This window comes from Actinacidiphila acididurans (assembly GCF_016918855.1).
GTDB lineage: Bacteria > Actinomycetota > Actinomycetes > Streptomycetales > Streptomycetaceae > Actinacidiphila > Actinacidiphila acididurans.
Genome location: NZ_JADKYB010000031.1, coordinates 1 through 17,632 on the forward strand (window position 1 = coordinate 1; position 17,632 = coordinate 17,632).

Below are 17,632 nucleotides of genomic sequence, written 5' to 3' on the forward strand. Positions count from 1 at the left end.
CAACCGCTTTCCCGACAGGGCCGCCCCAGGCAGCCGACACCGTTCCACCACACGCACTGTTCAATCCAAAGCGAACACTGCGAACACTCGGGAGTGTACGCGTTCCATCAAACACCCCACAACCAGACAGCCACACCACGCGCCTCACGGGGCATCAAGACAGTCCGGCATCAGGAACCCGCAGGCGAGAGCACAGTTGACGGGCCGACAGCAGAGGGCCGATGGGGTACCGGGCCGACGATCATCGGCCACGGACGTCGCCGGCAACCGCGTCGGCGGCATGGGCTCACCTACTACGACACACCGGATCGCCGAAATTCACCGCTACGCGAGCGGGGCGGGCGGAAGACCGTAGGCGCCGCGGTAGAAGACAAGGGGGCGGCGGCTGTCGTCGCAGGCCAGGGCTCGTACCTCGGCGACGACGAGGGTGTGGTCACCGCCGTCGTACTCGGCCCACAGCACGCAGTCGGCCCAGGCCGCGGCCCCGTCCAGGACGGGCGCGCCGGACGGGGCGGGCGTCCAGGGCACCGCGGCGAATTTGTCCGCTCCCGAACGGCCGAAGCCGCGGCCGTGGGACTCCTGGTCCTCGGCGAGCACGTTCACGCACAGCGAGGCGGCCTGGCGGATACGTGGCCAGGTGGTGGAGGTACGGGCCGGGCTGAAGCTGACCAGCGGCGGGTCCAGGGAGAGCGAGGCGAAGGACTGGCAGGTGAAGCCGAGGGGCCCGTCCGGGCCCAGGGCGGTGATCACGACCAGGCCGGAACAGAAGTGGCCCATCACCCTGCGCATGTCGTCCCCGGTCACGGCGGCGTCCCGGCCGGAGCCGGGGACAGCCGCTGACGGCGCCGGCCCGGACGGCAGGCTGCGCGGCGCGAGGGATTCCTGCGCCTGCGGTACGGCAGACGCCACCGGCACGGAGGACGCCTGCGCTGCGGCGGGCGTCGTGGGCGAGGACATGAACCGAGGCTAGGAACGGACCCCCGCGTGCCACTATCCGATGGCCGACGCCCACCGGCCGCGGAACGTCGTACCGCCTACGTACCACCGCGCCGACCTCACCGGCACGGAAAGCATGCGGCGTACGCCCCGCCGTCCGGACCGGCCCTGCGCGGACGTCCCGCGTCGTCCACCGGATAGTCCGCCGGATTCGCCCGCCCCTACCGTGCTGACACCGTTTCCGCCGGCATGGCCGCGGAGGGGCATCCGCAGGCGACATGGACGGAGGACTGCCGTGACCCATCCGGTGCACGAGGCCGAGGGGCTCCTGGGGAAGACGAAGAACCTCAAGGAGAACCCGCTGTTCAACGACCAGAAGTTCAAGTTGGGGGTCTTCTCGGCGAATTGCAGCGGCGGACTCGTCATGAGCGACGCGCCGACGAATTTCCGCGTCACCTGGGACCAGCAGTTGCGGATCGCGCGCACCGCGGACCGGCTCGGGCTGGAGGCGATGGTCCCGGTGGGCCGCTGGATCGGCTTCGGCGGCGACACCAACTTCAACGGCGTCTGCTTCGAGACGTACACCTGGGCGGCCGGGCTGGCACAGGCGACCGAGAACATCGGGATCTTCACCACCACCCATCTGCCCACCGTGCACCCGGTGGCGGGGGCGAAGATGGCCGCGACCGTCGACCACATCTCCGGTGGGCGGTTCGGGATGAACCTGGTGATGGGCTGGTTCACGCCGGAGATGGAGCTGTTCGGCGGGCGGCAGTTGGAGCACGACGAGCGCTACGCCTACGGCCAGGAGTGGCTGGACTTCGCCGAAAAGCTCTGGAACGAGCCGGACAGCTTCGACTTCCAGGGCACGTTCTTCCAGGCGAAGGGCGCGAGTTCGTACCCCAAGCCGGTGCTGGACCCGCGCCCGGCGCTCATCAACGCCGGCGCCTCCCCGGCCGGGCAGGAGTTCTCCGCGCGCAACGTCGACGTCAACCTGATCGCGCTGCCCGTGGAGGAGGTCCCCGGCTACGTCAAGCGGATCAAGGGCCTGGCCCACACGAAGTACGAGCGCGACATCGACGTGTGGACGTACTGCCTGGTGATCTGCCGGGAGACGGAGAAGGAGGCGAAGGCGGCCTACCGGGCGATCATCGACGCCGGTGACTGGCCCGGGGCGCGCAACATCATGGAGGTGCTGGGCGTGCAGAGCCAGTCCTTCGGCAGCCAGATCGACAAGTTCCAGGAGCGGTTCATCGCCGGCTGGGGCGGGCCGACCCTCATGGGCACCCCCGAGCAGGTGACCGAGCAGTTCGCGGAGCTCAGCGAGGCGGGCATGAGCGGGGCCGTCTTCGGTTTCCTCGACTACGCCGACGAACTGGCCCAGTTCGGCGCGGAGGTGCTTCCGCTGATGCGCAAGCACGGCCTGCGGCACTGAGGTCGTCCACGCGCCACCCGTACGATCCCACGAGCGCCCGGCCGCAGCGACGGCCGGGCGCTGTCGCGTCACGTCATGCGTGACGTCGACGGGGGCCCGGGCTCCGGCAAAGAGCCTCAGCCCAGCGTGAAGGGATCCCTCGTCCCCCCGGTCAGCTCCACCCACACCGACTTGGTCTCGGTGTACTCGTCGATCGCGGCGGCGCCGTTCTCCCGGCCCATCCCCGAGTCTCCAAAGCCGCCGAAGGGCACGCTCGGCGCCACCACCCGGTAGGCGTTGACCCACACGGTGCCGGCCCGCAGCCGCGCCGCGACCCGGTGCGCGCGGTGCACGTCCTTGGTCCACACAGCCCCGGCCAGGCCGTACGGGGTGTCGTTGGCGAGCTCGAGCGCCTCGTCCTCGTCGGTGAAGGAGTAGGCGGCCAGTACCGGGCCGAACACCTCCTCGCGGACGACCGTCGACTGCGGGTTCACTCCGGTCAGCACCGTGGGCCGGACGAAGTAGCCGCCCAGGCCCGCGTCGGGACCGCCGCCGTACGCCACCGTGGCACCCTCGGCGCGGGCGGTGCGCAGGTAGTGCAGGACCTTGTCGTACTGCGGCCGGTTGGCGACCGGGCCCATCTCCGTCTCGGGGTCCTGCGGGTCGCCCAGCTTGATCCGGGCGGCCCGCTCGGCGACCAGCGTGGCGAGTTCGTCGTGCACCGAGGCGTGCACGACCAGCCGGGAGCCGGCCATGCAGGTCTGGCCGGCCGCGGCGAACACGCCCGCGACCACGCCGTTGGCGGCGGCCTCCAGGTCCGCGTCGGGGAAGACGATCTGCGCGGATTTGCCGCCGAGTTCGAGGGTGACGGGGTTGAGGTTGCGGGCGGCGGCCAGGGCCACGGCGCGCCCGGTGGAGGTGGCGCCGGTGAACGCCACCTTGTCCACGCCGGGGTGGCCGGCCAGGGCGGCGCCGGTCTCGCGGGACAGGCCGGTCACCACGTTCACCACGCCGGGCGGGAAGCCGGCCTCCTCGAAGAGTTCGGCGAAGGCGAGTGTGGAGGCGGGGGCGTGCTCGGACGGTTTGACGACCGCAGTGCAGCCCGCGGCGAGGGCCGGCGCCAGCTTCCAGGTGAGCAGCAGGAGCGGGGAGTTCCACGGGGTGATCATCGCGACCACGCCGACCGGTTCGCGCCGGGTGTAGACGAGGTAGTCCGGGTTGGGCACCGGGATCTGCCGGCCCTCGATCTTGTCGGCGAGCCCGGCGTAGTACGTGTACCAGCCGGCCAGGCCGGTCATCTGCCCGATCATCTCCCGGTACAGCTTGCCCGAGTCGTTGACCTCCAGCCGGGCCAGCCGTTCCGCGTTGTCCGCGATCAGCCCGGCGAGGCGGCGCAGCAGCGCGGCCCGGGCGAAGCCGGTCAGCGAGCCCCACTCCCCCGCCAGGGCGGACCGAGCCGCCGCGACCGCGGCATCGACGTCCTGCGGTCCGGCGTCGGGCACGAGCGCCCAGGTCCGGCCGGTGTACGGATTCTGCGAGGCGAACGTCCGCCCCGAGATCGCGTCCACCGCCTTGCCCCCGATGACCATCCGGAACTCTTCCCGATCAGCCGTCATGCGACCGTTCCCTCCTCGACGTCTGCGATGCCGCGGCCACGACGCTCGGCCCCGGGCACCGGACGCTAGGAGCCCGCGCACCGCACGGCTATCCGGTTTCGGCCGCGGGCATCCCCGGGGCGACCCCGGGACGGCTCCGGCCCGTTCGCGCCGCTCAGCCCTGCGGGCCCAGGGGGCGGGAGCGGCCGCCGGCGCGGTAGACGTTGCTGGTGGTGAGGGGGCGGCCGAGCGCGCGTTCGGCGACGGCGGCCGCCGCCAGGACCCGGTCGAGGTCGAGGCCGGTGGAGACACCGGACTCCTCCAGCAGGTAGACGACGTCCTCGGTGGCGATGTTGCCGGTCGCCCCGGGGGCGAAGGGGCAGCCGCCGAGTCCGCCGACGGAGGCGTCGATCCGGGTGACGCCGATCTGCGCCGCGGCCAGCACGCAGGCCAGGCCCGAGCCGCGGGTGTTGTGGAAGTGCACGCCGACGTCGATACCCGGGCACGCGGCCCGTACGGCCTCGACCAGCGCCACCACGCGGGCCGGCACGGTGGTGCCGATGGTGTCGCCGAGGCAGAGCCGGTCCGCGCCGAGGGCGACGGCGCGGCGGGCGATGTCCACCACGCGGTCGGCCGGGGTGCGGCCGTCGAAGGGGCAGTCCCAGGCCACGGCGATGATCACCTCGCACTCGCCGCCGGCGCCGTGTGCCAGGGCGGCGATGTCGGCCACCGCCGCGACCGCCTGGTCCGTACCGCGGCGGGCGTTGGCCAGGCTATGGCTCTCGGAGGCAGAGACCACGTACTCCAGGTTCGGCATTCCGGCCGCGACGGCACGCCGTGCCCCGCCGGTGCCGGCGACCAGGGCGGAGAAGTGCACGCCGGGCCACCGCTCGAGCTCGCCGGCCAGCTCCTCCGCGTCCGCCAGCGCGGGCACGGCCTTCGGCGACACGAAGGAGGTGGCCTCGACACGGCGCACGCCGGTGGCGACCACGGCCTCCAGCAGCTCGAGCTTGGCCCGCAGCGGGATCGGCTGCTCCAGTTGCAGGCCGTCGCGCAGCCCGACCTCGCGCAGTTCGACGGACGGCGGCAGGTAGGGCATGGCGGCTCCCCGGTGTCTTACGGACGGGACGGGACGGGCGGGCGGAAGGCAGGAGACGGGTGCGGGCGCACGGAACGAACGTACGTCAGATGACGCCGGCTTCGGCGAGCCGAGCCATCTCGTCGGCGGGCAGGTGCAGCAGATCGCGGTAGACCTCGGTGTTGTGGCTGCCGGGCCGCGGCGGGCCGGCCCAGCGGACGGCGCCGGGGGTGGCGTCGAGCGCGGGCACGACGCCGGGGCCGAGCACGTCCGCGCCGATCCGCTCGTCGTGGTGCGGCACGAGCATGCCGCGGGCCCGGAACTGCGGGTCGGCGACCACGTCGGCGACCGTGCTGACCGGGCCGACGACCACGCCGGCGGCCTCCAGGATCGAGGTGAGCGTAGCGGCGTCGTGGCCGGCCGCCCATTGCGCGACGAGGGCGTCGACCTCGTCCTCGTTGCGGCCGCGGGCCAGGTGGGTGGAAAAGCGGGGGTCGTCGGCGAGTTCCGGGCGGCCCATGGCCGTGCACAGCCGCCGGAAGAGGGTGTCCTGGTTGGCGGCGATGACCATCCAGCGGCCGTCCGCGCTGCGGTAGAGGTTGGAGGGGGCGATGCCGGTCAGCCGGGTGCCCGAGGGCTCGCGGACCAGGCCGGTGCGGTCGTAGTCGGGGATCACCGACTCCAGGAGAGCCAGGCACGATTCGGCCAGCGAGACGTCGACAACCTGGCCGCGGCCGGCCCGCGGGCTCCCGGGGCGGTCGCGGGCGAGCAGCGCGGTGAGCACGCCCTGCGCGGCGAACATCCCGGCCAGCGAGTCGCCGACGGACAGCGCGGTACGCGGCGGGGGCCCGCCGGGGAATCCGTTGAGGTAGCGCATGCCGCTGACGGCCTCGGCCACCGAGGCGTAGCCGGGGCGTTCGCGGTAGGGGCCGGTCTGGCCGTATCCGGAGACGCGGGCCAGCACCAGGCCGGGGTTGCGCGCGCTGAGCACGCCGTAGTCCAGGCCCCACTTCTCCAGGGTGCCGGGGCGGAAGCTCTCCACGACGGCGTCGGCGCTCTCCACCAGGCGCAGGAACAGTTCCCTGCCGCGATCGTGGCGCAGGTCGAGGGTGATGCAGCGCTTGTTGCGGGCGTGCACCGTCCAGAAGAAGCGGTGCCCGTCCTGCTCGGCCTGGCCCCACTCCCGCAGCGGGTCGGGGCGGTCGGGTGCCTCGATCTTGATGACGTCGGCGCCGTGGTCGGCCAGCAGTCTGCCGCAGAACGGCCCGGCTATCAGCGTGCCGAGTTCCAGCACCCGCAGGCCCGTGAGGGCGGGGGCGGGCGCGGTGTCGGTGTCACCGGCGGGGAGGGAAGGCACGGCCTCGATGCTAGGAACCGGCCGTGCGCCGGACTATCCGCCGGCGGACCGCGGGCTGTCCGCGAAGCGGCGGGCGGACCCGGGCGGCCTCGGCGGCGGCCGGTGCGAAGGGGCGGGTCCGGCGCGGGAACGGACCCGCCGAATGTCCTGAAGTCCGCGTGTACGTACTGTCGTTCGGCGGACAATGAGTGCCGGGGGCGGATGGTCCGGGCGCTGTTTTTCGGCCTAAAGTGACGCGTCCCTGTGCACGGAGCGGCCGGTCCCGCCGACACCGGTCCGCCGCCACGGTTTACGGCCACGGTTACGGATGCCGCGGGAGGCCGCGATGACGCGCGACGGTGACGGGGGAACGCCGGACCGCTCCCCTGTGCTCAGCACGCACGACCGGGACGAGGCGCGCCGGTACATCACCGACGTGTACATCCCGCACGACCTGGAGACCCGGGACGGACACCGGCTCGACTTCAAGCTGCGCTACCTGGTGTCCGAGCGGATCACCGTGGGCCATCTGGTGTACGGCGCGGACGCGGAGCTGATCGTGCCGTCCATGGTCACCTGTTACCACATGAACCTCACGCTGCACGGGCAGACGATGGTCGGCCAGAGCGGCGGGCGGGCGGCGACCCGGGCGGGCCGGAGCGGGGTGCTGTTCTCCCCCACCGACCCGTTCACGGTGCGGTGGAGCCCCGAGGCCGTGCAGTACGCGATCAAGATCCCGCGGCGGTCGCTGGAGACGCACCTGGCCCGGCTGATCCACCGTCAGGTCGAGGAACCGGTGTCGTTCGCCCTGGGCTTCGACCTGACCTCCGGTGCCGGCCAGTCGTTACTGGCGGCGGTGCACTTCCTGCGCAACGAACTGCTGCGGCCCGGCGGCATCTCCACCATGCCGATGGCCAGGGACCAGTTGGAGTCGCTGGTGCTGACCCAGGTGCTGCTGACGGTGCCGAACTCGTACAGCGACGTGCTGCGCGCCCCGGACCGCCCGGCCCGGCGCAGCAAGATCCGCGCGGCCATCGAGCTGATCGAGGAACGCCCCGACTCCGGCCTGTCGCCGGCGGATCTGGCGGAAAGCGTCGGATGCACCGCGCGGGCCCTGCAGCGCGGTTTCCGCGAGGCCGTCGGCATGTCCCCGATGGCCTACGTGCGGGCGGTGCGGCTGGAACGGGTGCACCAGGACCTGATCGCCGAGGCCGGCCGGTCCTCGGTCACCGACATCGCGATGCGCTGGGGCTTCTTCCACCTCGGCCGATTCGCCCAGCAGTACCGGGACCGCTTCGGCGTCCTGCCCTCCGAAACCGCCCGCCGCGCGCGACTGCAGGGTGTCTGAATCCGGCGCACACGGGGATACGGGCGCTGCGCCATCGGCGGGTGAACGGATCCGCGGGGGCGTGCCGGGGGCGGCTCGGGGCACGCTTCGGCCATGGACGACACCTCTCACCAGGCCCCCCGGCGCGCTTTCGTCCTGGGCGGCGGCGGCGCCCTGGGCGCGCACGAGGTCGGCATGCTCAAGGCACTGTTCGCCTGCGGAGTGGGCCCCGATCTGGTCCTTGGTACGTCGGTGGGCGCGATCAACGGCGCGGCGGTCGCCGCCGAGCCGTCGCAGGCGGCCGTCGAGCGGCTGGTCGACCTGTGGACGGGGCTGGGCCGGGCGGGGGTGTTCACGGGGTCGCTCGTCGGGCGGCTGTCCACCGCCGTGCGCAGCGGCACCCACGTGTACACGGCGGCGCCGCTGCGGACCCTGCTCGACTCCCATCTGCCGGTCGCCGGCATCGAGGACCTGACACTGCCGTTCCAGTGCGTGGCGGCCAGCATCGAGCACGCGAAGGAGCACTGGTTCACGGCCGGACCGCTGGTGGAGGCGGTGCTGGCGTCCTGCGCGGTGCCCGGCCTGCTGCCGCCGGTCGAACTCGGCGGCGAGCACTTCGTCGACGGCGGCCTGGTCAACAGCATCCCGGTCGGCCGCGCGGTCGCGCTCGGCGCACAGGAGGTCTACGTCCTCCAGGTGGGCCGGGTCGAGCACCCGCTGCGGCCGCCCCGGCTGCCCTGGGAGGTGGCGATGGTGGCCTTCGAGATCGCCCGCCGGCACCGGTTCGCGCGGGACATGGCCGACCTGCCGCCGGGTGTGGCGGTGCACGTCCTGCCCAGCGGTTCGGCTCCGGCCGAGACCAGCGGGACGTGGAAGCAGTTGCGGCACCGGACCTTCGGGCAGACCGCCGACCGGATCGAACGCGCCTACGCGGCGTCCTCGCGCTACCTGGAGAAGGTCCTGGACTCCGCGGACAGTCGTACTTCGGGCAGCAGTGCCTCGGGCAGCACGTCGGGCAGCGGCTCCTCGGCAAGCGACTCCTCGGACGGCCGCAGATGACGGCTCCCGGTACGCCGCCCGATACGCCCGCCCCGGCACCGGACGGCGGGGCGCCGGACGGTTCGGTGCGGGGTGGCGCGGCACCCAACAGTCAGGCACCCAACGACTCGGCGCTGAACGGCTCGGCATCCAACGACCCCGTGCCGAACAGCCCGGCATCCGGCAGCCCGGGCCGGAACGGCCCGGCGCTGACCGGCCCGCTGCGGGACGGCCTGGTCGCGGCGCTGCGGCGGACGCTCACCACCGCGCTGCTGCTGGCCCTGATTCCGGTCACGGCGGCCGTGTTCGTCGCGGTCACGGTGCTCGGCGCCCCCGTCTCGCTGCTGACCGGCGGGCCCTGGCGCCCGGCCCGGATCGCCGGCTTCACGCTGGTGTATTTGGTGACGGACCTGGCCGGGCTGGTGGCGGCAGCCGCGCTGTGGGTGCGCCACCCCGCCTCCCGCCCGGCCCGCGCGGTGGTCGCGTTCCGGCTGCTGGCCCGGCTGCTGCTGTTCCTGCGCCGGACCGCCGAGCGCGTCTTCGGCCTGGAACTCGACGTCTCCCCCGCGATACCGCGGGGCGAGCGGCCCGACGCACCCGTGCTGGTCTTCGTCCGGCACGCCGGTCCCGGTGACTCCTTCCTGCTGCTGCAGACCCTGCTGACCGAGGCCGGTCTGCTGCCGCACACCGTGCTCAAGGGCGCGCTGCGCGCCGACCCCTGCCTCGACGTGCTGGTCAGCACGGTCCCGCACTGTTTCCTGCCGCCGGCCCGGGGCACCGCGCAGGAGGGGATCGCGGAGCTCGCGGCCGGGCTGCGGGCGGGCGAGGCGCTGGTGCTCTTCCCCGAGGGCGGCAACTTCACCCCGCGCCGGCACCGCCGGGCGATCGCGTCGCTGCGCCGCCGCGGCCTGTTCCGCCGGGCGGCCAAGGCGTCGCGGCTGCGGCACGTACTGCCGCCGCGCGACGCGGGGGCGCTGGCGGCGCTGGAGGCCGCGCCCACGGCCGACGTCGTCTTCGTCACCCACTCCGGGCTCGAAGTGATCGACTCCGCGCGCTCGGCCTGGGCCGCGCTCCCCTTCGACCACCCGGTCCGCGCCCATTGGTGGCACGTGCCCGCCGCCGCGATACCGGCCGGCCGCGAGGCCCGCAGCGAGTGGCTGCTCGACCAGTGGGCCCGCGTGGACGGCTGGATCGCCGGGCACGCCGTACCGGGAACCCCGCATGCGTGATCGCCGGACCCGGCGGGCGGCCGGGACGAGCGCCCGCCGGGATCGGGGGCAGACGACAGGACAGGGCCGGCCCGGAACGAAGGAGCCGCGGTGAACCGTACGGACGTGGTGTGGCTGATCGTCGCCGGTGTCGTCCTGGCACTGGTCACGGCGGTGATCGCGGTGCGGGTACTGCTGAAACTGGTGCGTGCCCGGCGGCTGCTCAAGGCCACCGGGATGCCGCTGTCCACCAAGGCGATGTTCTGGGGCTCGATCGTCTACCTGGTCTGGCCGGTGGACCTGCTGCCGGACCCGATCTACCTGGACGACATAGGTTTCCTGCTGCTGGCCCTGCGTTCGGTGCACGCGGCGGCCGTACGGGCCCGGGTCGCGCGGCGCGACCCGTGACCGTACGACTGCCGGAAGAGGCGCGGCTCAGGGCGTGACGATCAGGTCCTCCTCCCAGGCACGGATCGTCGCGGTGTCCCGGCGGACCTGCTGCTCGTCGCGGTGGGCCAGGATGGCGAAGCCGAAGTCGAGGCTGTCGACCAGGCTGCGGGTGACCTCGACGTGGTCGCCGTCAACCGGGTGCCGTACCGAGAAGTGGTGGCTGGGCAGCTCGGTGATCTTGTCGAGCCCGGACATGCCGCGGACGGTGCCGGTCGCCCGGGCGATGTGGAAGACGCAGGACTGGTGCAGGTCCAGCCGGTAGGAGTCGGGTACGTCGCGGCCGGTCAGCCAGCGGACCGTGCGGTCGATCTGGCTGTCCCCGGTGGCGTTCCGGTTGAAGCGGGGCTGGCCGCCGCCGTGCGGCCGGGCGCCCAGTTCGATCAGCAGCGGGCCGTCCCCGGTGTCCATGACCTCCACGTGCGCCGATCCGAAGCGCAGGCCCACCGCGTCGAGGACCGGGAACACGTACTCGGTCAGGCGCGATACGGCCGGGTGGTCGGGCGGCAGCCAGGTCATCGTGTCGTAGACAGCCATGTGGGGGCCGTTGTCCACCTTGTGGTACGCGCAGACGTCCACGAGGGTGTGCCGGCCGTCGACGCTGAAGGTGTCCACCACGTACTCGGTTCCGGTGACGAACTTCTGCACCAGCAGGCGGTCGTCGATCTGCCCGAACTGGTTGACCCGGCCGAGCTGGCGGCCGAAGACCTCGGCCCAGTTCTCGCCGCCGGGCAGTTTGATCACGCCGTCGGTGCTGGCGCTCTTGGGCGGCTTGATAACCAGGTCGGCGCCGTGCAGGGCGTTGCTGTCCAGCCAGTGCGCCACTTCGCCGGCGTCGGCGGTGCAGATCTGCGGGATGACGGGCAGCCCCGCGGCCGCGACGGCGGCGGCCATCGCGGCCTTGTCGCGCCGGGCGGCGGCGAGTTCGGCGACGTTGCTGCGGTGGGGCGTGACGCGGGGGGCGAGTTGTTCCGCCAATTCCACGCCGGACTCGCAGCCGGCGACGACCGCTCTGGGCGCGAGTGCGGCCAGCTCCGCCACGAGTGCGTCCAGGTCGCCGTCGTGGACGAGGATCCGTGGGAAGTCCTGGGGCCGGTAGGAGGAGGCGAAGGCGTCGGGCGGGCGGGGGCTGCTGACGACGGCCACGACGGGCACGTCGTATGCGGCGAATTCCGCGGCGAACAGCGCGCCGGAGGAGTAGGGGTCGACGATCGCGACCGGGCCGGTGCCGGCGGGGTCAGTCGTGGTCACTGAGGGTGTCCTCTTCAACGTCAACGGGCTGCGGAACAAGGGTGGTTTGTGTTGTGTGCGGGATTTCCGTGGTCTCCAGGGTCCCGGTGGCCAGGGCGCCGGCGGCGGCGCAGAAGCGGGCGAACATGTCGCCGGCGGCCGGCGAGACCAGCCGGGCCCGGACCGGGGCGTGCACCATGCCCGCTTCCATGACGTACCGGACCGGGGTGCCGTGTTCGCGCAGGGCGGCGGCGTACTTCTCCGCGTCGGTGCGCAGCGAGTCCATCTCGCAGCCGACGACGTAGGCCGGCGGCAGGTCCTGGAAGTCCCCGGCGAGCAGCGGGGAGACGTAACGGTCCTCGGCCTGGCCGTCGCGCGGGCAGTAGCAGGCGGTGTAGAACTCCATCTCGCCGCCGGACAGCAGCGGCGCGTCGTCGCCGCCGTGCCGCCATCGGGTGAAGTCCAGCACCGGGCTGATGAGGGCCTGGCCGCGCGGCCGGGGGCCGCCGCGGTCGCGGGACATCATGGTGAGCACCGCGGCCATGTTCGCGCCGGAGCTCTCCCCGCACACGACGGCGGCGCGCGGGTCGATGCCGTCCAGCCCGGCGGCGGCCGGGTCGGCCAGGATGCCGCACAGGCCGGTCCAGCAGTCCTCGAGGGGGCCGGGGAACGGGTTCTCCGGGGCCATGCCGAAGTCCAGCGCGATCGTCACCAGGCCGGTGCGGTCGGCGAGTTCGGCGACCAGGCTGTGGTGGCTGGTGAGCGAGCCGATGACGAATCCGCCGCCGCGCACGTAGAACAGCGGGGCGTCGCCGCGGCGGTGGGCCGGTTCGTAGATCCGGACGCGGGCGGTGCGGCCCTCGTGCCGGACGACGGTGTCGCGGTGGGTCACCCCGTCGGGCACCGGGATCGGCAGTACCTCGGTGAGCGCGTCGTACAGCTCGCGCTGCCGCGGTACGGGGTAGGTGTAGAAGTCCGGCGGCAGGGCGCCGTTGACCGTGTCGACGAACTCCGCGATGCCTGGTGCGTAGGCCATCTGTACCGCCCGTTCTGTCGGCTGTCAGCAGGGGGGAAGGTGCGGGGTCAGGCTGTCGCCGGATCCTCCTGGCCCGGCAGGCCCGCGGCGGGCCCGGGCCGGTCCGCGGCCGGGTCGGGCGCGCGCTCGGGCTCGCGCGGCCCGGTCATGCCGACCAGTACGGCGCCCACGGCGAGGACGGTCAGCAGGCCGCACAGCCACCACACGCCGGCCGGCGACCACTGCCAGACGGCGACGCCCAGCACCGGGCCCACGGCGTAGCCGATCTGCATGGGGACGGCGGCGGCGGCGATGTAGCGGCCGCGCAGGGCGGGCGGCGCGACCTGTCCGGGGTAGGCGGAGGCGGTCGGGGTGCCGATCATCTCGCCGGCGGTCCACACGAGCGTGGCCACCACGTAGAGCGCGACCGCCGACCCGATCGCGTACATGTTCATGCCGACGCCGACCAGGCCCACGCCGAGGGCGACGGCCAGGCGGCCGGGCAGTTTCTGGACGTAGGAGGTGGCGAGCAGTTCCAGGCAGATGACGACGGCGGCGTTGAGCGAGAGCAGTGCCGCGTAGACCGTGGTGCTGTGGCCGTCCTGCCGGAGCTGGAGCGGCAGGGCCGAGGTGTGCTGGATGTAGACCACGGCGTTGAGGAACAGCGCCAGCATGAACAGGACGTACGGGCGGTCGCGCAGGACCGCGGCGTACGAGCGCGAGCCGGTGTCGGCCGGGCGCTCCGCGGGGTGCTCGCGGTCGCCGCGGACGGTGACGGCGGCGAGGACGGCGAACAGCAGGGACGTCACGGCGTCGATATAGAACATCAGGTGGTACGACCGGCTGATCAGCAGGGCGCCGAGCAGGGGGCCGCAGGTGGTGCCGAGGTTGAAGGCCATGCGGTAGACCGCGAAGACCATCACATGATGGTCGGCGGGGGTGCGTTCGACCAGGAGCGCGGAGGAGGCCGGGCGGTACGCCTGGGCGGTCATGCCGATGACGGCGGCCAGCACGACGATGGCCGGCAGGTTGTGCAGCGTCACGATGCCGAGGACCAGCAGGCCGCTGAGGGCCATGGACACCGCGATCGTACGGCCGTGGCCGAACCGGTCGCCGGCCGTGCCGCCGAACAGCACACCCAGCACCGAGCCGACCCCGTAGGCGCCGAGCGCGAGCGCGGCCCGGGAGGCGGAGAAGCCCTCGTGGGTGAGGTAGAGGACGAGGTAGATCTGCAGGAAGTTGCCGAGCCGGTTGACGAGCATGCCGGCCAGCAGGATCCAGATGCTCAAGGGCAGCCGGGACAGCGCCTGCGCGACCGAGGGCGGCCGACCGGCGGAGGCGTTCTGGTCGCTCACCGCGGCTCCGGCGGGGCGGGGTGGGCGGCGAGTTCGACGAGTTCGGGGGCGCGGCTGAGGGCCCGGCGGGTGGCGTCGACCGTGTCGGCGAGGGCGATGACCCGGCCGTAGCGGGAGATGTAGCCGCGCGGCGGCAGGCGCAGTACGGCGCCGGGCGCGGTGAGCGGGTCGGCGCTGTGGACGTCGGGCGTGAAGCGGTCCTGACGGACCGTCACCGACTCGACCTCGATGTCGTGTTCCGGGTAGAGGAAGGTGACCGCGGCGGCCCGGGGGCTGGTCCGGGTCAGGTCCGGCTCGACCCCGGCGGCCACGTCGGCGGCGGCCAGCGCGACATCGGGGGCGCCGGACAGGTGGCCGAGGTAGGGGATCATGTCGCCCCCGATACGGGCGTTGACCTCCATCAGGTGGGGGCCGTCGGGGGCGAGGCGGAACTCGGTGTGGGTGACGCCGGTGTGGAAGCCCAGCGCGGCGTGGCTGCGGCGCAGCGCCTCGGTGACCGCCGGATCGGACAGCAGCGGGTCGGCGCCGTCGATCTCGTGGCCGAACTCCTCGAAGTACGGGGCGAGTCCGACCCGCTTGTGCGCCACCACCAACGGCTGGAAGCCGCCGTCCCAGAAGACGGCGTCCACGCTGATCTCCGGGCCGTCGACGAACTTCTCGACCAGGACGGACAGTTCGAAGACCGGGACGCCGGGATAGGACGCGGCGGAAGCGGCGGCCCAGGCGTCGGCCAGGTCCTCGGGGCCGGCGAGCCCGCGCACGCCCATGCTGCCGGCCAGCCCGCGGGGCTTGAGGACCACCGGGTAGCCGATCTTGTCGGCGGCGGCCGCGGCCTCGGTGAGCGAGCCCACGGCGACGGAGGCGGGCTGCCGCAGCGCGCCCTCGTCCAGCAGGGTGCGGGTGCGGTTCTTGTCGCGGCACGCCGCGATGGCCTCGGGCGGGGTGCCCGGCAGGCCCAGCGCCTGCGCGGCATGGGCGGCGGGCGTCACCAGGCCCTCGTCGTAGCAGAAGACGCCGCTGACCCGGTGCTCGGCGGCCACCGCGCGGGCCGCTTCGGTGAGCCGCGCCGGGTCGGTGTTGTCCACCTGGGTGCTGCCGACGACGTACGGCGCCTCCCAGGTGACGGGGGCCGGCTGCAGCAGCCACAGCGCGTATTTGCGGCTCACCGTCTCCAGCACGAACTTCCTGCTCAGCCTGCTGCTGCTGCCGATCAGCAGTAACAGCGGCCGGTCGCCGTCCTTCGGCATCCTCGTCCCTTCACACCTGTACCGGTACCAGCGCCGTCCGGTTCCTCGCGCGCGGCCGCGGGAGCGCAGCCCTGAGGTGAACACCGGGGCGCGGCAAACGGTTGCACGGCTCCGGTCCGCTTTCGGTCCGCTGTCGCCGAAATGGCTGCGGTGCGACAGGAGTTGCCGGTGGCGGGCGGCAACCGAACGCGGGCGCGCGGTGTTCCAGCAGTGATGGATTCGACGGCGGAGCTGACGAGCGACACGGCGGACCTGCTGGCGGCGGACCTGACGGACGGCTTCACGGAGCTGGTCCGGCTGCACGCCTCGGCGGTCCACGCCTTTCTGCTGCGCATTTCCGGCTCGCCGACCGTCGCCGACGATCTGGGCCAGGACACGTTCCTGAAGGCCTACACGGCGCTGCGGGACTATCCGCCGGAGCGGCGGCGGGCGCTGCGGCCCCGGGCGTGGCTGCTGGTGATCGCGGCCAACACCTGGCGCAATCACGTACGCACGGCCGCGCGTCACCCGGTGGCCGCGGCCCCGGTGGAGGAGTCCTGCGTGGCGCTGTCGGACGGCAGCCCGGGGCCGGAGGAGCGCGCCGCCAACGCCCTGGACCGCGACGTGCTGACCACCGCCCTGCTGGAACTGCCCGAACAGCAGCGGATCGCGGTGGTGCTGCGGCACGTGATCGGCATGAGCTACGCGGAGGCCGCGCAGGTCCTGGACTGCCCGGTGGGCACGGTGAAGGCCCAGGTCTCCCGGGGCCTGGCCCGGCTGCGCGAGGTCGTGGGCCCGGCCGCGGTCACCTGGCAGGAGGCGAGGGGGGCATGAGCGACGAGAGATTCCCGGACGAGGGCGAGGGCGCGGACGCGGACGCGTCCGCCTCGGGGCCCGCCGGCGACCTGGAGCGGGCGCTCGCGTCGCTGATGACGCCGGCCCCGCTGGGATTCGCGGCCGGGGTGCTGCGGGCGGCCGGGGTGGCGCCGGAGCGGTACGACACGTACACCGAGGTGGCCACGGCGGCGGGCGTGCTGTACGTGGCCCACCGCGGCGGGGCGGTGACCGGCGCCGCGCTGGCATCGGCGGCCGGCGGCGCGACGGGCTTCGAGGAGGCGCACCGCGGGCGTGCCGGGCGCTCCGCGATCCCGGCGGCCGCGGTGCCCGCGGGGCTGCGCACCGCCGTCCGCACCGGCCGCTTTGCCAAGCTCCCGCTGGACCTCGGACCGGTTCAGGCCCGAATGGCGGCGGTGCTGACCGCGGTGCGCGCGGTGCCCAGGGGCCAGCTCCGGCCGGCGTCCTGGGTCGCCCGCGAGGCCGGCCTCACCGGGCCCGGGGCCGTACTCGAGGTGCTGGCCGCCAATCCGGTGCAGGTGCTGGTGCCCTCCTACCGGGTGACGGACGAGGACGGGCTGCCGTACGACCTCGGGCACGGCGCGGCGGCCGGTGACGCGCTGCGGCGCGCCGAGGCCGTCGACGTGGAGCGGGTGGTCGAGCTGGCCCGGCAGCGTACGGTGTTCCTCGGCAGTGACACCACGCACATCTACTGCCACCCCACGTGCGCCCACGCCCGGCGGATCACGCCGCGGCACCAGGTGCCCTTCCGGTCCGCGGGCCAGGCGCGGCTGGCGGGGTACCGGCCGTGCAAGAGCTGCCGGCCGGCGGCATGAACGCGCGCGGCGCCTCCGCGGACCCGCTCGGACCTCGGGCCGCCGCCACCTCACGGAACGGAGAAGGGTGATCACCACGAACACGCAGCCGCACGGGGACCGGAACACTCACGGTGACATGCCGGGCGGTCCGACGCGAGCCGGGCGGGCGGAAGGGCGGGAGCAAGCGGAACGGCCGGGTGAGCTGGAACAGCCGGAGCGCCTGGAACGACCTGGTAAGACGGAACCGCTGGACACGGTCGTGACCGGCACGCACCGGACCCCGATCGGCGAGCTGACCCTGGCGGCGTCCGAACAGGCCCTGCTGTACTGCGGGTTCGCCCCCGTCGACCGGCTGCTGCCGTGGCTGGAGCCGGTGGCCCGGCGCAGTACGGGCGAGCCGGAGGCCGGAGCCGGCTCCGCCGCGGCGGCGCTGCTGGACCGGGCGCGGGCCGAGATCGACGACTACCTCGGCGGGCGGCGCAACCGGTTCGAGGTGCCGCTGGACCTGCGCCTTGCCACGCCCTTCCGCCGCGACGTGGTGCTCGGCGTGGAGCGACTGGCCCCGTACGGCGCCACCACCACCTACGGCGCGCTCGCCGCCGGGATCGGCAAGCCGGCCGCGGCCCGGGCGGTGGGCGCCGCACTGGGTGCCAATCCGCTGTGCGTGGTGCTGCCGTGCCACCGGGTGCTGGGCGCCTCCGGCAAGCTCACCGGGTACGCCGGCGGGGCCCGGGCCAAGCAGATCCTGCTCGACCTGGAGGCCGGCCGCTGAGCG

Annotated in this window: 16 protein-coding genes; 8 read left to right on the forward strand and 8 right to left on the reverse strand. The window is 73.5% G+C overall.

Annotation, left to right across the window (positions count from 1 at the left end; all coding sequences use genetic code 11):
* Nucleotides 1-324: 324 nt before the first annotated feature.
* Nucleotides 325-957, reverse strand: a complete 633-nt coding sequence (locus ITX44_RS37000) for a flavin reductase family protein (protein WP_205363740.1) — start codon at nucleotides 955-957, stop codon at nucleotides 325-327.
* A 274-nt stretch (nucleotides 958-1,231) separates the two neighbouring features.
* Here ITX44_RS37000 and ITX44_RS37005 point away from each other — a divergent pair, with 274 nt between their 5' ends.
* On the forward strand, nucleotides 1,232-2,371 hold the full coding sequence (locus ITX44_RS37005) for an LLM class flavin-dependent oxidoreductase (protein WP_307795655.1): 1,140 nt from the start codon (nucleotides 1,232-1,234) through the stop codon (nucleotides 2,369-2,371).
* Between the two features lie 116 nt (nucleotides 2,372-2,487).
* Here ITX44_RS37005 and ITX44_RS37010 read toward each other — a convergent pair whose 3' ends face one another.
* The 3 genes from ITX44_RS37010 to ITX44_RS37020 all read right to left on the reverse strand — a co-directional run bounded on the left by ITX44_RS37010 (nucleotide 2,488) and on the right by ITX44_RS37020 (nucleotide 6,380).
* Nucleotides 2,488-3,966 carry an aldehyde dehydrogenase gene (locus ITX44_RS37010; RefSeq protein ID WP_205363741.1) on the reverse strand — a complete coding sequence of 493 codons (1,479 nt, stop codon included), beginning with the start codon at nucleotides 3,964-3,966 and terminating at the stop codon, nucleotides 2,488-2,490.
* A 154-nt stretch (nucleotides 3,967-4,120) separates the two neighbouring features.
* Nucleotides 4,121-5,044, reverse strand: coding sequence for a hydroxymethylglutaryl-CoA lyase (locus ITX44_RS37015; RefSeq protein WP_205363742.1), 924 nt, complete (start codon nucleotides 5,042-5,044; stop codon nucleotides 4,121-4,123).
* Between the two features lie 85 nt (nucleotides 5,045-5,129).
* On the reverse strand, nucleotides 5,130-6,380 hold the full coding sequence (locus ITX44_RS37020; protein WP_205363743.1) for a CaiB/BaiF CoA transferase family protein: 1,251 nt from the start codon (nucleotides 6,378-6,380) through the stop codon (nucleotides 5,130-5,132).
* Between the two features lie 325 nt (nucleotides 6,381-6,705).
* Here ITX44_RS37020 and ITX44_RS37025 point away from each other — a divergent pair, with 325 nt between their 5' ends.
* From ITX44_RS37025 to ITX44_RS37040, 4 genes are all read left to right on the forward strand, one after another.
* Nucleotides 6,706-7,707, forward strand: a complete 1,002-nt coding sequence (locus ITX44_RS37025) for an AraC family transcriptional regulator (RefSeq protein ID WP_205363744.1) — start codon at nucleotides 6,706-6,708, stop codon at nucleotides 7,705-7,707.
* Between the two features lie 93 nt (nucleotides 7,708-7,800).
* Nucleotides 7,801-8,745 carry a patatin-like phospholipase family protein gene (locus tag ITX44_RS37030; protein WP_205363745.1) on the forward strand — a complete coding sequence of 315 codons (945 nt, stop codon included), beginning with the start codon at nucleotides 7,801-7,803 and terminating at the stop codon, nucleotides 8,743-8,745.
* Nucleotides 8,742-9,953 (forward strand): 1-acyl-sn-glycerol-3-phosphate acyltransferase, encoded by a 1,212-nt coding sequence (locus ITX44_RS37035; RefSeq protein WP_205363753.1) that lies wholly within the window; start codon nucleotides 8,742-8,744, stop codon nucleotides 9,951-9,953. The genes ITX44_RS37030 and ITX44_RS37035 overlap by 4 nt, the downstream gene beginning before the upstream one ends.
* 90 nt (nucleotides 9,954-10,043) lie before the next feature.
* Nucleotides 10,044-10,340, forward strand: a complete 297-nt coding sequence (locus ITX44_RS37040; protein ID WP_307795656.1) for a YkvA family protein — start codon at nucleotides 10,044-10,046, stop codon at nucleotides 10,338-10,340.
* A 27-nt stretch (nucleotides 10,341-10,367) separates the two neighbouring features.
* Here ITX44_RS37040 and ITX44_RS37045 read toward each other — a convergent pair whose 3' ends face one another.
* Genes ITX44_RS37045 through ITX44_RS37060 form a run of 4 tightly spaced genes read right to left on the reverse strand, consistent with a single transcriptional unit; the run spans nucleotide 10,368 to nucleotide 15,226 of the window.
* The gene (locus ITX44_RS37045) at nucleotides 10,368-11,630 is read right to left on the reverse strand and encodes an ATP-grasp domain-containing protein (RefSeq protein ID WP_205363754.1); all 1,263 of its coding nucleotides are present in this window, start codon (nucleotides 11,628-11,630) and stop codon (nucleotides 10,368-10,370) included.
* On the reverse strand, nucleotides 11,617-12,645 hold the full coding sequence (locus ITX44_RS37050) for an alpha/beta hydrolase (RefSeq protein ID WP_205363756.1): 1,029 nt from the start codon (nucleotides 12,643-12,645) through the stop codon (nucleotides 11,617-11,619). The genes ITX44_RS37045 and ITX44_RS37050 overlap by 14 nt, the downstream gene beginning before the upstream one ends.
* 47 nt (nucleotides 12,646-12,692) lie before the next feature.
* Nucleotides 12,693-13,979 (reverse strand): MDR family MFS transporter, encoded by a 1,287-nt coding sequence (locus ITX44_RS37055; RefSeq protein ID WP_205363757.1) that lies wholly within the window; start codon nucleotides 13,977-13,979, stop codon nucleotides 12,693-12,695.
* Entirely contained in the window at nucleotides 13,976-15,226 is a 1,251-nt protein-coding gene (locus tag ITX44_RS37060; protein WP_205363758.1) for an ATP-grasp domain-containing protein, read from the reverse strand. The genes ITX44_RS37055 and ITX44_RS37060 overlap by 4 nt, the downstream gene beginning before the upstream one ends.
* 213 nt (nucleotides 15,227-15,439) lie before the next feature.
* On the opposite strand from ITX44_RS37060, the gene ITX44_RS37065 reads away from it, so the two are divergent.
* The 3 genes from ITX44_RS37065 to ITX44_RS37075 all read left to right on the forward strand — a co-directional run bounded on the left by ITX44_RS37065 (nucleotide 15,440) and on the right by ITX44_RS37075 (nucleotide 17,629).
* Nucleotides 15,440-16,039, forward strand: a complete 600-nt coding sequence (locus ITX44_RS37065; protein WP_205363852.1) for an RNA polymerase sigma factor — start codon at nucleotides 15,440-15,442, stop codon at nucleotides 16,037-16,039.
* Complete coding sequence (locus tag ITX44_RS37070; protein ID WP_236062338.1) at nucleotides 16,036-16,875, forward strand: Ada metal-binding domain-containing protein; 840 nt, start codon at nucleotides 16,036-16,038, stop codon at nucleotides 16,873-16,875. The genes ITX44_RS37065 and ITX44_RS37070 overlap by 4 nt, the downstream gene beginning before the upstream one ends.
* Before the next feature lie 241 nt (nucleotides 16,876-17,116).
* Nucleotides 17,117-17,629, forward strand: coding sequence for a methylated-DNA--[protein]-cysteine S-methyltransferase (locus ITX44_RS37075; RefSeq protein ID WP_307795657.1), 513 nt, complete (start codon nucleotides 17,117-17,119; stop codon nucleotides 17,627-17,629).
* Nucleotides 17,630-17,632: the final 3 nt, after the last annotated feature.

What these genes read in the sequence shown, in the direction of transcription:
- ITX44_RS37035 (WP_205363753.1), top strand. Translation starts at nt 8,742, where the DNA reads ATGACGGCTCCCGGTACGCCGCCCGATACGCCCGCCCCGGCACCGGAC.
- ITX44_RS37070 (WP_236062338.1), top strand. Translation starts at nt 16,036, where the DNA reads ATGAGCGACGAGAGATTCCCGGACGAGGGCGAGGGCGCGGACGCGGAC.
- ITX44_RS37010 (WP_205363741.1), bottom strand. Translation starts at nt 3,966, where the DNA reads ATGACGGCTGATCGGGAAGAGTTCCGGATGGTCATCGGGGGCAAGGCG.
- ITX44_RS37030 (WP_205363745.1), top strand. Translation starts at nt 7,801, where the DNA reads ATGGACGACACCTCTCACCAGGCCCCCCGGCGCGCTTTCGTCCTGGGC.
- ITX44_RS37050 (WP_205363756.1), bottom strand. Translation starts at nt 12,645, where the DNA reads ATGGCCTACGCACCAGGCATCGCGGAGTTCGTCGACACGGTCAACGGC.
- ITX44_RS37000 (WP_205363740.1), bottom strand. Translation starts at nt 957, where the DNA reads ATGTCCTCGCCCACGACGCCCGCCGCAGCGCAGGCGTCCTCCGTGCCG.
- ITX44_RS37065 (WP_205363852.1), top strand. Translation starts at nt 15,440, where the DNA reads ATGGATTCGACGGCGGAGCTGACGAGCGACACGGCGGACCTGCTGGCG.
- ITX44_RS37015 (WP_205363742.1), bottom strand. Translation starts at nt 5,044, where the DNA reads ATGCCCTACCTGCCGCCGTCCGTCGAACTGCGCGAGGTCGGGCTGCGC.
- ITX44_RS37060 (WP_205363758.1), bottom strand. Translation starts at nt 15,226, where the DNA reads ATGCCGAAGGACGGCGACCGGCCGCTGTTACTGCTGATCGGCAGCAGC.
- ITX44_RS37025 (WP_205363744.1), top strand. Translation starts at nt 6,706, where the DNA reads ATGACGCGCGACGGTGACGGGGGAACGCCGGACCGCTCCCCTGTGCTC.